This is a genomic window from Desulfacinum hydrothermale DSM 13146 (assembly GCF_900176285.1).
Lineage (GTDB): Bacteria > Desulfobacterota > Syntrophobacteria > Syntrophobacterales > DSM-9756 > Desulfacinum > Desulfacinum hydrothermale.
In genome coordinates, this window is record NZ_FWXF01000004.1 from 122,846 (window position 1) to 135,381 (window position 12,536).

At 63.2% G+C, this 12,536-nt stretch carries 15 protein-coding genes; 9 read left to right on the plus strand and 6 right to left on the minus strand.

What is annotated here, in order from left to right; translation table 11 throughout:
* Positions 1-15: 15 nt before the first annotated feature.
* A complete protein-coding gene (locus B9A12_RS05400; RefSeq protein ID WP_084056857.1) occupies positions 16-786 on the minus strand; it encodes a hypothetical protein in 771 nt (256 codons plus the stop codon).
* 161 nt (positions 787-947) lie between these two features.
* A complete protein-coding gene (locus tag B9A12_RS05405; protein WP_170920367.1) occupies positions 948-1,730 on the minus strand; it encodes an outer membrane lipoprotein-sorting protein in 783 nt (260 codons plus the stop codon).
* Positions 1,731-2,009: 279 nt separating this feature from the next.
* On the opposite strand from B9A12_RS05405, the gene B9A12_RS05410 reads away from it, so the two are divergent.
* The 5 genes from B9A12_RS05410 (at position 2,010) to B9A12_RS05430 (ending at position 6,529) form a co-directional block, all read left to right on the plus strand.
* Entirely contained in the window at positions 2,010-3,077 is a 1,068-nt protein-coding gene (locus B9A12_RS05410) for a M20 family metallopeptidase (protein ID WP_084056858.1), read from the plus strand.
* A gap of 369 nt (positions 3,078-3,446) precedes the next feature.
* A complete protein-coding gene (locus B9A12_RS05415; RefSeq protein WP_084056859.1) occupies positions 3,447-3,836 on the plus strand; it encodes a DUF3783 domain-containing protein in 390 nt (129 codons plus the stop codon).
* Positions 3,836-4,642, plus strand: a complete 807-nt coding sequence (gene xth / locus B9A12_RS05420) for an exodeoxyribonuclease III (RefSeq protein WP_084056860.1) — start codon at positions 3,836-3,838, stop codon at positions 4,640-4,642. The genes B9A12_RS05415 and xth overlap by 1 nt, the downstream gene beginning before the upstream one ends.
* Before the next feature lie 62 nt (positions 4,643-4,704).
* A complete protein-coding gene (locus B9A12_RS05425) occupies positions 4,705-5,634 on the plus strand; it encodes a sugar phosphate isomerase/epimerase family protein (RefSeq protein ID WP_084056861.1) in 930 nt (309 codons plus the stop codon).
* A gap of 85 nt (positions 5,635-5,719) precedes the next feature.
* Positions 5,720-6,529 carry a S1 family peptidase gene (locus B9A12_RS05430; protein ID WP_084056862.1) on the plus strand — a complete coding sequence of 270 codons (810 nt, stop codon included), beginning with the start codon at positions 5,720-5,722 and terminating at the stop codon, positions 6,527-6,529.
* Between the two features lie 20 nt (positions 6,530-6,549).
* Here B9A12_RS05430 and B9A12_RS05435 read toward each other — a convergent pair whose 3' ends face one another.
* On the minus strand, positions 6,550-6,870 hold the full coding sequence (locus B9A12_RS05435; RefSeq protein ID WP_139796506.1) for an AF1514 family protein: 321 nt from the start codon (positions 6,868-6,870) through the stop codon (positions 6,550-6,552).
* 268 nt (positions 6,871-7,138) lie between these two features.
* On the opposite strand from B9A12_RS05435, the gene B9A12_RS05440 reads away from it, so the two are divergent.
* On the plus strand, positions 7,139-7,414 hold the full coding sequence (locus B9A12_RS05440) for a hypothetical protein (protein WP_245802358.1): 276 nt from the start codon (positions 7,139-7,141) through the stop codon (positions 7,412-7,414).
* A 156-nt stretch (positions 7,415-7,570) separates the two neighbouring features.
* On the opposite strand, the gene B9A12_RS17770 is transcribed toward B9A12_RS05440, so the two are convergent.
* The 3 genes from B9A12_RS17770 to B9A12_RS05450 form a co-directional block, all read right to left on the minus strand.
* Complete coding sequence (locus B9A12_RS17770; protein ID WP_281247899.1) at positions 7,571-7,702, minus strand: hypothetical protein; 132 nt, start codon at positions 7,700-7,702, stop codon at positions 7,571-7,573.
* A gap of 86 nt (positions 7,703-7,788) precedes the next feature.
* On the minus strand, positions 7,789-7,983 hold the full coding sequence (locus B9A12_RS05445; protein ID WP_084056864.1) for a ferredoxin: 195 nt from the start codon (positions 7,981-7,983) through the stop codon (positions 7,789-7,791).
* Between the two features lie 14 nt (positions 7,984-7,997).
* Positions 7,998-8,573 carry a flavodoxin family protein gene (locus B9A12_RS05450; protein ID WP_084056865.1) on the minus strand — a complete coding sequence of 192 codons (576 nt, stop codon included), beginning with the start codon at positions 8,571-8,573 and terminating at the stop codon, positions 7,998-8,000.
* 248 nt (positions 8,574-8,821) lie between these two features.
* On the opposite strand from B9A12_RS05450, the gene B9A12_RS05455 reads away from it, so the two are divergent.
* The 3 genes from B9A12_RS05455 (at position 8,822) to B9A12_RS05465 (ending at position 12,536) form a co-directional block, all read left to right on the plus strand.
* Positions 8,822-9,598: an endonuclease/exonuclease/phosphatase family protein gene (locus B9A12_RS05455; protein ID WP_084056866.1), complete on the plus strand. Its 777-nt coding sequence runs from the start codon at positions 8,822-8,824 to the stop codon at positions 9,596-9,598.
* 33 nt (positions 9,599-9,631) lie between these two features.
* Positions 9,632-10,444, plus strand: a complete 813-nt coding sequence (locus B9A12_RS05460; protein ID WP_084056867.1) for a carbon-nitrogen hydrolase family protein — start codon at positions 9,632-9,634, stop codon at positions 10,442-10,444.
* Between the two features lie 133 nt (positions 10,445-10,577).
* Positions 10,578-12,536 (plus strand): molybdopterin biosynthesis protein, encoded by a 1,959-nt coding sequence (locus tag B9A12_RS05465; protein WP_084056868.1) that lies wholly within the window; start codon positions 10,578-10,580, stop codon positions 12,534-12,536.

Genomic DNA, 12,536 nt, shown 5'->3' on the forward strand with positions numbered 1-12,536 from the left:
TTCTGATGGAGCTTTTCAATCCCACTCGAAGCTTTGGATGACCAGGATGCCGGCTTCCCGGGCCTTTTCCAGCACCTTCGGCTTGGCGTAATGGGTGACGATGAGGGGAAGCGGCTCTTCCGCCGTGACGGCGGCCACCTTGTCCACCTTGCGTCGCAGGCTCCGGAGCTTGGAGACGTCGTCCAGGCGCAGCACCGATTCGCCCACGAGAACCACCGCCTTGCCGTCCTTGAGGGCTCGGGCGAAGAAGTTGATCTCCTCGTTGGCCACGTCCGCTCGAACGATCCGGTCCTGGACCTGAATGCCGTAGTTGGCCGCCAGGTGGGCCGGAAGCTTTCGGTAGGCCTCGTTTTCCAGCGCGTAAGCCATGCTCCGGGAAAGCCCCCCCACCTGTTCCCGAGTGGCCTTGAGACCCCGGGCCAGCGAGGCCACCTCCTTTTCCGTCCGCTTTTGGGCCTGGGCCAGTTCCTCCACTTTGATCGCAAGGCTGTCCAGGCGGGCTTCGGTTCTTTTCTGCGCTTCGGCCAGTTCTTCGACGCGGGCTTCGGTCCGCTTTTGTGCCTCGGCCAGTTCCTCCACTTTGACCGCAAGGCTGTCCAGGCGAGCTTCGGTTCGAAGCTGGGCCTGGGCCAGATCCTGCACCACGTCTTTCAGTTCGTTGAATTCCCGCTTGGTCACCGATTCTTCGCGGTTTCGTTCCACCTCTTCGAAGAGGCTCAAAAGCACCTCCCGAAGATCCGGCGCCACGCGTTCCAATTTTCTGTAGAGGGCGACACTCATGCCCATCGTGTGCAGCCTCCTGGGGGCCGGCGGTGGCCATCGGGCCGCCGCGCCACTTCATGGGGATACGGCTTGCCCCCATCCTATCCCATGGGAACCCCTGGCGGCAAGGAAGATCAGGGATTTCAAGTGCTTCGGACCAGATTGCTTCGTACCCGCCGTTCCTCCTACCAGGTCTCCAGGGCCCGAACGGTGAAAGCCGAATCGTCCAGGCCCGTGTCGTAGTCCACGCCCAGGGTCCGGAGGATCGTTCGGTGGTCGTCTTTCAGGTTGTGCATGACCACCACCATTTCGGTCCAGATTCCTTCGATCTGCTGGAGTGCCTGCACCTGGTAGGTCTTTATGTGCCGGTCCTTCTTGTCGAAGTAATGGATGCGCAGGGGCACGTCCATGTCCTTGGCCACCCAGGTGCGAAGGCGCCCGTATTGGGATCGGGTTCCCGGCCTGGGTGTGGAATCCACCACCCAGCAAGGCACCTGTTCCAGGACTTCCTCGCCCACCAGCTTGTGGTCGAAGTCCTCCACGGGCCGGCGTTCCATGTCCTCGTAGGTGAAGTCGCTGTTGACGAAGCTTCTCCCTTTTTGGGACGACACGATGCGCCGGGCCCTGCGAAGGGCCGGCAGGAACAGAAACTGTTCCGTTTCCGCGCCTTCCTTTTCCAGCACGAGGAAGCCCGTGCCTTCGATGTCGGCGGGGGAAAGAAATCGGATGAGGGCCTTGCGAAGGGGCCCGTCGGTCCGGGTGATGGCCCGGAAGGTGCGGACCCTTCGATGGCCGCTCTTGCTCTCCAGGATCATCTCCATTTGGGCCACCGAATCCTTTCCCACCGGCCGGTCGTGAACCCTCTGGGCCACCTCTTCACCCGAGAGCGCCTGGGCCCGGGCGAAAGATCCGCCCAATCCGATGGAAAAAACCAAGGCGATCAGCACCGCGGCGGCTTTCCGTGTCACGACCAAAGACCTCCTCATGAAAAGAAGCGAAATCCGGCATCCTGCACGACATCCTAGCCCAATCGGGCCCAATTGACCAGGGACTAGCCCCAAAGTTTTTCTGGCGCACGGAACCGGGTGCGAACCGGGCCACAATCTGTTTGGACTTCCCCCTTCGCCGGCTGATAAGATGGAAGACCTGTCCGGGGCCGGACCGGGGCTTCGGAGCGCCGGCCCCAGAGATGGGGTTGCCCTGTAACACCCCAATCTGTATCCCATGAAGGAAAGGGAGAAGATCCCATGCGCCAAGTGATCGAGCTGACCAAGGAACTGATCCGGTTTCCATCCATGCATTCCCGGCCGGAGGAGATTCGCCGCTGCGCCGATTTCATCGCCGACTACCTGGACGAAGCGCAGGTGGCCTACCGTCGCTACGACGTGGAGGGGATCCCCTCCATCCTGGTGACCCCTGAAGCGGGGCGCGCGCCCGTGCTGCTCATGAGCCACCTGGACGTGGTGGATGCGCCGGAAGAACTCTTCGATCCCGTGGAAAAGGACGGGAGGCTCTACGGCCGCGGGGCCATCGACGACAAGTACGCTGTGGCCCTTTCCCTGGTGATGCTCCGACACCACATGGAGCGGCTGCGGGCGGAAGGAAAAGGCCAGGACGCCCTGGGCTTTGGGGTGCTCATCACGGGCGACGAGGAGATCGGCGGCTACCGGGGCGCCCGCGAGGTCCTCAAAGACGTGCGGGCCGATCTGTGTGTCGCTCTGGACGGCGGGAGCGTGGACGAAATCGTTCTGAAGGAAAAGGGGATCCTGAGGCTCAAGCTCACGGCCCATGGCAAAACCGCCCACGGCGCCCGGCCGTGGCTGGGCGAAAACGCCGTGGAGATCCTCATGGATGATCTGCGCGCCATCCGCCCCCTTTTCGACCTGGACGCTCCGGATCACTGGCACCGCACCCTGAACCTGGGCTGGATCCGCGGCGGAACGTCGGTCAACCAGGTACCCGACAGGGCTGAGGCCAAACTGGATATCCGCTACACGGAAGACGACGACCCGGACCGACTGGCCCAGGAGGTGACGAAACGGGTGCGCTCCCAGGTGGAAGTCCTGGAGCGGGAGCCGCTCTTTTTCGGGCAAAGGACGGCCCATGTGGATCGGCTCATGGAGCTCATCCCCGGCCTACGGCTGGGCCAGGCCCACGGGGCGTCCGATGCCCGGTTTCTTTCCAGCTACGGCATGGCCGGCATCGTCTGGGGGGCCGACGGCGAAAACACCCAGCACTCGCTGGACGAACACGTGGTGATCGAAAGCGTGGATCGCCTCTACCGGGCTATCGACCGCCTGGTGCAGGGAGCTTGAAAAGGGGTTCACCGCTACGGTGCGGAAGGCGCCCCGTGGAGACTGTCCGAAAACGGCCGGGTTGCTCCCTTCTTGTACGGACGGAAGGTTGGGACCACCAGGCGGGCCCGTGCCGCCGGCCTGGGCTTTAAGGAGTGTCGGCGGGTTCCGAACCCGCCCCTATCAAGGCTCAAAAGGAGCCACAAGGCACAGTGGAATGTCAATTGGTTAAAAACCTCCCGAAAGGCGGAAAGGCCATTCTGGCACAAGCTCCAGTGGAGCTTGTGGCGCCGGGCCGCCGGGAGAGTGGATACGGCCACAGCCCCGCCCTGCGGGGAATCGGCAACCCATCTCGGTGACGACGGAACGTCTCGCCTGAAAGGAACGATCATGGACGGCAGCCCCCGTTTGCTGGTCTGGAACTTCACGCAGGACGAAAAGGCTCGGCTGGATCACATGTTGGAGATGGTCCAGGCCCCGCCGGCTCATGCCATTGCGCCGGAGCGGGGCCACCTGGTGGTCCGGGACATCCTGCATACGGACACGACCGGGGAAGAGCCTTTCCAGTGCGATGAAAAGATCGTGCTCTTCTACAACATCCCGCAAAAGGGGATCTACTTTCTCATCCAGAAGTTCAAGGACGCGGGCCTACCCAAACCCATCTTCGCCGTGGTGACGGAACATTCCATCAACTGGCCCTTCAGTGAGCTGGCGGAGCATCTCATCGCAGAACGAAACGCGGTGCAGAGTCGGCAGTCCAAGCAGGAGGATTCCGCGTGATGGTCTGGAAAGCGGCGACCTTCAACGTGAACGGCATCCGGGCGCGCCTGCCGCTCCTTCTGGAATGGCTCCAGGAACAGCGCCCCCATGTGGCCTGCCTTCAGGAAATCAAGTGTCAGGACAAGGATTTCCCCCACGATGCGTTTGTGGAGGCGGGCTACCACGTGGTCTGGAAGGGGCAGAAATCCTTCAACGGCGTGGCTGTGCTCACCACGGATCCGCCCCAGGAGGTGGTGCGGGAAACGGACCGGGAGGTGTTGGATGGCGAAGCGCGCTTTCTGGCCGTGAAGACTTGCGGCGTGTGGGTGATCAACACCTACGTGCCCCAGGGAAGATCTCCGCAAGATCCCGCCTTCGGCTACAAGCTCGCATTCCTCAAGGAGACGGCCCAGTGGATTGATGCGCGCTTTGCGCCCGATGTCCCGCTTCTTTGGACGGGCGACATCAACGTGGCGCCCGATCCCCAGGATGTCTACGATCCCCAGCGTCTGGACGGGGAGGTGGGATTCCACCCCGAGGAGCGACGGCTCTTCAAGGAAATCCTCGGCTGGGGCCTGGTGGATCTTTTCCGCCATCTCCATCCCGACGAAAAGCAATTCACCTTCTGGGACTACCGCCTGCCCCGCAGTGTGCAGCGCAACCTGGGCTGGCGACTGGACCACATGCTGGTAACGGAGCCCCTGGCTCAGGCGGCCCGGGACTGCCGGGTGGACATGACCCCGCGCCAAAAGCCCAAACCCAGCGATCACACGCCGCTTGTGGCGGTCTTCCACCTGGACGCACTCTCCGTGTCGAGTCCTGGGTGATCTCGTGACGGGGCTGAGCTCCGTGGTATTTCCTGCAAGACGCCAAGCGAGAGGATCAAGGGATGAAGGTCTTTCTTTCCACGTCGTTTGCATCTCGGGATGCGCGCCGAGGAAGCGATCTTTGGGAACGGCTGGAACGGTTTCCCGTCCACGGGGTGGAACTGGACTACCGGCTCGTGGAGCCGGTCTTTCGGGAACTGGTGGGATGGCTCAAAAGATCCCGGCTGCAGGTGGTGAGCCTCCACAATTTCTGCCCGATTCCGCCCCCGGTGCCTCCGGGGAAGACGGGCCACGATCTGCTGGATTTCAGCGCCCCGGACCGGGAAGATCGCATCCAGGCGGTGCGCTGGGCCGTGAAGACCCTGGAACACGCCAACGATCTGGAGGCTCCCGTGGTCATCGTGCATGGCGGCCGGGTGGACATGGACCCGGAACTGGGCCGTCTTTACGATCTGCTGGATCGAACCGACGGGCCGGAAGATCCCCGCTTTCGCCAGGTTCTGGAAGAAAAACTGGACGAAAGGAAGCGAAAACGCCAGCCCCACTGGGACGCCCTGCTGTGGAGCCTGGACCGGTTGGCCCGCGAAGCGGAAAGGCTGGACGTGGTGCTGGGGCTGGAAAACCGGGCCCATTACCACGAACTTCCGGGTCCGGACGAATTTCCGGAGATCTTTCGCGAACTGGACGGAGCGCCCTTGGCCTACTGGCACGATGTGGGCCACGCGCACCTGAACCGCCTACTGGGCTTGTGGGAAGGCCTGGGGCCTCCCGATGCCCTCAAGGATCAGCTGGCGGGTGTGCACGTGCACGACGCCCGGGGCCGAGATGATCATCTGCCGCCCGGCACGGGCGAATTGGATCTGCAAGGGGTGGTTCAGGCCGTGGATCGGGAGGTTCCGTGGGTTGTGGAGGTCCGGCCCAAAACCCCGGATGACCACGTGCAGCGCGGTCTGGAGTATCTTCACGGGCTGCTTGCGACCCGCGCTCGGTAGGCGCTTGGGCGCGCGGGCCCGGCCCATGGGGATTTCAGTCAGCGTGGCGCGTGCCCACCCTTTCATACCTCATAAGGATGCGTCGATGACACCCGGCGGAAGTTTACGCGGTCTTTGGAACATGTTCCTTGGAGGATGCCTTGTCTTCCTGGGTTTCGCCGGGCTTCTGTGTCACCGGCCCGCCCTGGGAGCGGGGCTTCCGGACACGGTGGCGCGGGTGCGCCCGTCCATTGTGGCCGTGGGAACCTACCAGGCCATGCGCCGTCCGCCCTCGGTCTTTCTCGGAACAGGCTTTGCCGTGGCCGACGGCCGCCACGTGATCACCAACGCCCACGTGATTCCCGAAAAGCTGGACAAAAGCCATCGGGAGCGGCTCGCCGTCTTCGTGGGGCGGGGGCGTCGGGTACAGGTGCGGACAGCCACGCCGAGGGCCCGGGACGACGTGCACGACCTGGTGGTGCTTCAAATTCGGGGAAGTCCCCTTCCTCCACTTCGCCTCAGCCATGCCCAGGTCCGGGAAGGCGAGCCGGTGGCCTTTACGGGCTTTCCCATCGGCATGGTTCTGGGCCTTTATCCCGTCACCCACCGGGGGATCATTTCCGCCGTGAGCCCCCTGGCCATCCCCACCCATTCGGGTAGATCGCTGGATCGGGACATGGTGGTCCGGCTCAAAAAGGACTTCGACGTCTATCAGCTGGATGCCACGGCCTACCCGGGAAACAGCGGCAGCCCTCTCTACCGCCCGGACAACGGACAGGTGCTGGGCGTGATCAACAAGGTGCTGGTCACCCACGGCAAGGAAAAGATGCTGGAACGGCCCAGCGGCATCACCTTCGCCGTCCCTGTCCAGCACGTCCGGGCGCTTCTTCGAAAGGCGGGGATACAAAACCCCTGAGAAGCTCCCGCTTTTCCCCCTTACGCCTCTTCTCCCAGGCGGTAGACGAAGACATAGTCCAGGCCGTTCACGGTCACCGCCAGATCGGCCCCACGCGATTCCGCATAGACGAGCCAGGCGGGTTTGGTTTCATCGCAGCATTCCACGTTGGGCGAAAAACGGCCGGAATGGCGATCGTACCAGGCCAGCAGCATGGGGTCCCGCCCGCGGCGGGAAGCTTCCCGGTCCGCCAGTTGGCGTGCCAGGTCGAAGGTGAGGTCCCCGCCGGCGTGGGTGAGGGAAACGCGGTGTGCCAGCATGTTTTCTTCCAAAGGGGTGCAGGTTCTGGCCTGTTCCATCATGGTGCGTCCTTTCCAAGGCTTTCCGGACCTTTTGGGCCCCATTCACGTTTCTTTTCCGAAGGGCGGAAGTCCGCCGCTTCGGATCGTGGGAAAGCGCCTGTGGATTCCGTGTGCCATCCGGCCCACGGGGAGCTCCCGGTTTGTCGGACTCCCCTATCCTCTAAGACCTGCGGCCCGGTGGGTCCAGGGTAGTTGTGAAGAAAGGTGCATTCTTCGGATGACAGATGCCCCGGTGGATGGTAGACAAGGAAGGGTGAAAGGAAAGAGCATGCCGGGGCGGAAGGGATGGCGTTTCGACCCGGCCGAAAGGGATACGGACCACTATCGGGAAGGAGGATCCATGGCAACGGTGATGCCGCAGGGTGAGGCGATTCGAAAGGCGGTGAAGTGGGTTTCGGAGTGCCTCCAGGAAAAGCCGGACGCTCCGCTTTCGGCACTCGTCAACGAAGCCGTCCGGCGCTTCGATCTTTCGCCGAAGGAGGCGGAATTTCTTCTGCAATTTTACGCCAAGAAGGGCTCTGCATCCGATCCGGCGGGAGCATGAAAACGGCCGAACGGCGCGGGACGTGGTTCGGGTAGCGTCGTCCGTGGCCTTCCCGGAACGGCGTCTGCAGCGGCGTTGCCAAAAAAGGAAAGCCGAACGGGGCGTTCGGTCATCCCGCGGACGGGGACCGCTGCGGCGGGATACGCCGTCCGGGCCTTAGCGCCGCCTCTTTCCATGCGGTTTGCCGGGGCGGATCCGGACGGGCGCCAGCGCCGCGGCCGCCCAGACCGCCAGGGAACATCCCGCCAGCATCAGGGCCGTGTAGGCTGCAAAGGTCATTGCGTTCATGGTCGTCTCCTTACGTCCTTTCTTTCTTTTCCCATCGGACGCTTTCCCAAAGACCATGAACGGAAATCGATGTGCAACCTATCCTCTCATTCGGTGATGCGGATGGCTCCGTTGGGGCACTTTTGGGCCGCTTCGCGGCACTTGGCCTGCCATCGGGGCGGGACTTCTTCAATCACCGCCACGGCCTTCTTGCTGCCTTCCTGGAACCGGAAAATTTCCGGGCATTCCTTCACGCAAATCCCGATGGTACCGCACCGGGCCTGGTCTACTTCCACCTTCATGGTCTTCTCCTTCTTCACGCATGGAGTTTTTTCAGCAGCCACGCCATGTTTCGGCCCAAGGTGCGCATGGTCTCCATGCCTTCCTTGTCGTCCTTCACTTCCCCGATGTCCCGGCCCACTCCCAGGTTCCAATAACTGGATCCGGGAACGATCATCTGGCCGATAAAGAAGAAGAAATTGATGGAGTTGAAGGCGTGGATCGCCCCCGCGCGCCGGACCGCCACCACGGCGGCGCCCACTTTGCGTTGCAGCAGATCGCCGTTGGCGCGGCTCACCATGCCGGCCCGTTCGATGAGCGCCTTCATGGAGGCCGTCACATCGGAAAAGTAGGTGGGAGATCCCAGGATGATCCCGTCGGCTTCCAGCATGAGCTGCAGGTAGTCGTTCAGGGCGTCCTTGTCCACGGCGCAGCGCTTGTTCTTGTTTTTGAAACACTTGTAACAGGCGATGCAGCCCTGGAGGGGTTTTTGGGCCAGTTCCACCAGCTGGGTCTCGATGCCTTCCTTTTCCAGTTCTTCCAAAACCGCGTTGCACAAAATGGCGGTGTTGCCGCCTTTTCGGGAACTTGCGTTGAATGCCACCACTTTCATGATCAGGACTCCTGCGCATGGGGTTGGTTGTGCTTAACCCTTGGCCTTGTTTTCCCATCATGACCGCTTGGGCGGTCCGTTTCAAGGGGTGAAAGGGCCAAGGACCGAGGAACAGGCCCCTGTGGGTCCCCGTCACTGGCCGCCCGGCTTCCGTCGCGCATCCATTGGCTTGCCACGGTGGGCCAAATTTGCGATGGTTAGGGCGCTCGGAGCGCGGCCCAATCAGGGGCTTAGAAAGAGAAAAGACCATGCGCATCATGACCTTCAATCTTCGTTTTGAAAACGATCGCGACGGCGAAAACAGCTGGGCCTATCGGCGGGAGCTGGTGGTGGAGATCATCGCCCGCTACCGGCCGCACATCGTGGGAACCCAGGAGGGCCGCTGGTCCATGCTGACCTACCTGGCCGAACGCCTTCCCGGCTACGTGCTCCACGCGCCGTCCCGGGTGATCGACGACACGTGCCAATACCCCACGCTCTTTGTCTCCACGGAAGGATTGACCGTGGAGGACGGCGGGGAATTCTGGCTTTCCAAAACCCCCCAGATGCACCGGAGCCTGGACTGGGACAGCGCTTTTCCCCGGATGATGAGCTGGGCGCGGGTGCAGGATCGCCGTACCGGGCGCCGGTTCTGGGTGAGCGTCACCCACTTGGATCACATGGGAGTGGAAGCCAGGCGCCGACAGGCCGAGATCCTGGCCCAATGGGTGCGGGACCGGGCCGGAGCCCACGTGGTGCTGGGGGATTTCAATGATGCGCCGGATTCCGCCGTGCACCGCGTTTTGACCGACCCGGGGGTGGGCCTTTCGGACACCTGGGTCCTGCTGGGCCGGACGGACGGCCCGGAAAGCCACACGCACCACGGCTTTACCGGTGTCCCCCAGGCCACCCGCATGGACTGGATCCTGGTGAGCCCGCACTTCCGCGTGCAGGAGGCGGCCATCGTCCGCGACAGCTTCCAGGACCGGTACCCTTCCGACCATTTCCCCTACATGGCGGACATCCACTGGGCTTCCCATGCCTAGAGACCCCAAAGAATCAGAAAAGAGGATGGAGCGATGAAAGATACGATTCGTGTGGCCTTGATCCAGCCCAAGCCCTATCCGGAATTCGACGACCCGCGCCATATCGCCCACGCCATGCGCTTGCTGGAAGCCTGCCGCGGGGAAGAGCTGGACGTCATCTGCTTTCCCGAATACTTCCCCTACGTGGGTGAAGAGGAACTGGCCCGGGCGGCTCGGGATCTGGGCAGCTACATCATCGCGGGACTCTTGGAAGTGGACGGGAACCGGGCGTACAACACGGCCACCCTGTTCGACCGCCAGGGGCGGCTTTTGGGGCGCCAACGAAAGACGAACCTGGGAGCCCTGGAACGGGATCACCTGGGCATGAGCCCCGGCGACGGGTCTTTCCGGGCCTTTGCCACCGACTTCGGAAAGATCGGCCTGCCGGTCTGCATCGATTTTTGGGGACAGCCCGAGGCGGCCCGACAGCTCACGGATCAGGGTGCAGAAATCATTTTCAATATCAGCATCTTTCCCATCCTGCGGGGACACTGGATAACGGGGGCCCTCACGCGCGCCTTCGATAACTTCCTGGCGGTGGTGGGCGTGAACACGGCGGACTACAACGCCAAGATCGCCGGACGCCGTTATCACCAACACGGCGGCGGAAGTTTCGTCATCCAGCCCCCCAAGCTCTTGGACAAGGGAGAATTCAACCGCTGGTTCCGCAGCCTGGATTCCATTCAAGACTGGGTGTCGTTCCAGCTGGACGACCTGGAGCAGGTGCACATCGCCGAGGTGTACCTGGCCGGCGTGCGCCGCTACCGGCGAGATTTCTGGAAGCGCTTCGGATTTCAGAGGCAGTGAGGGGCAAGGGGGAGGGGCGGGTGCTGGAGGATGGCCCTGCCCCGGGCCTTTCCAGGCTGCCCCCGCGCCTCACCCACCACGGATGACAGATGACGGATCACGAATTGGGGATCATGAACAACGGGAGCACCCCATGGGGCGGTTCAAACGAACGATCTACCTGCACATGAAGACACTGGAAGAGGCCCGGGCCGTCTGGCAGGAGGCCATGGGCGGATATCGAACGGCCGTGGAACAGATTGCCACCGAGCAGGCCTTGGGACGGGTGTCGGCCCGGCCTGTGACGGCTCGCCTTTCGGTTCCCCACTACCACGGAGCCGCCATGGACGGCTATGCCGTGAAGGCTTCCCATACCTTCGGGGCCAGTGACGTGCGGCCCCTTCGCTTGGAGCTGGGTCGGCAGGCCGTGCCCGTGGATACGGGCGATCCCATGCCGGAAGGCACCGATGCGGTCATCATGATCGAGCATGCGCAGGAGGTGGACGGGACGGCCATCGAAATCCGCCAGGCGGCCTTTCCCTGGCAGCATGTGCGCAAGGTGGGCGAAGACATTGTGGCCGGCGAGCTGCTTTTGCCCCAGCAGCACCGGCTGCGTCCGGCGGATCTGGGGGCCATGCTGGCCGCCGGGGTGTCTCAGGTGCCCGTTTTCGCCCAGCCCCGGGTGTGGATCCAGCCCACCGGAACCGAACTGGTGCCGGCCCGCCGGGCCGCCCAGGCCAAGCCCGGCCAGATCGTGGAGTTCAACGGAACGGTGATCGCTTCCCTGGTGCGGGAAAACGGCGGTGTTCCCCTGCTCCAGGACGTGGTGGCGGACGACTACGAAAGCCTGCTGGACGCCGTGCGCCGAGCCGCCGTCTCGCCGGCGGACGTGATCGTGCTCAACGCGGGATCTTCAGCCGGCTCCGAGGACTACACGGTGTCCATCCTGAAGGAGCTGGGAACCCTCTTGGTCCATGGGGTGGCCATGATGCCGGGAAAGCCCGTGCTGTTGGGCCGGGTGGAATCCAAACCCTTCATCGGTCTTCCGGGCTATCCGGTGTCGGCCATCATGGCTTTTGAGCAGTTCCTTCGCCCGCTGCTCCACTGGATGCAGGGCCTGGCGGAACCCAGCGATCCTACGGTGGAGGCGGTGCTGGGCCGTAAGATGCCGTCCAAGCTGGGCTTGGAGGAGTTCGTTCGGGTCATCCTGGGCCGGGTCCAGGGGCGGTTGGTGGCCATGCCGCTCCAGCGCGGCGCCGGCGTGATCACCTCACTCACCCGAGCCGACGGGCTGCTGCGCATTCCCCAGGAGGTGGAAGGCATCAACGAGGGCGAACCCATCCGCGTGCGGCTTCTGCGATCGGAAGACGCCCTGGAAAAGACCCTCATCATGATCGGAAGCCACGACAACACGGTGGACGTGCTGGCCAGCGAATTGAAACGCCTGGATGCGCGCCTCCACCTGTCGTCCAGCAACGTGGGGAGCCTGGGGGGGCTTTTGGCCGTCCGGCGGGGTCAGGCCCATTTCGCTGGAGCCCACCTGCTGGATCCCGAAACGGGGGACTACAATCGCCGGTACGTGGAACGGTACCTGGCGGGAACGCCCGTGCGGTTGGTGCGCCTGGTCCGACGGCAGCAGGGCCTTTTGACGGCACCCGGCAATCCCAAAAAGATCCGGGGAATCGAGGACCTTTTCCGCGAGGATGTGCGCTTTGTGAACCGCCAGGCCGGATCGGGGACCCGGATTCTTCTGGACTACGAGCTGGAACGGGCGGGCCGGAGCCCGGAAGGCATCCAGGGCTACGACTGGGAAGAATACACTCACATGGCGGTGGCCGTGAATGTGCTGAGCGGTACGGCCGATTGCGGCATGGCCATCTTTGCCGCCGCCGCGGCCCTGGGGCTCGATTTCATTCCCATCTGCCAGGAATGCTATGATCTGGTCATCCCGGAAGCCTGCTGGACCGATCCCAAACTGGAGTTTCTGCTGGACGTGATCGGTTCCGAGCGGTTCCTGGAAAGGGTGCGGGCCCTGGGCGGCTACGACCCGTCGGAGTCGGGAACCGTGGTGGGTGTATGGGACGGCACGGCGTGGCGTGAGACGAAGTCGTGA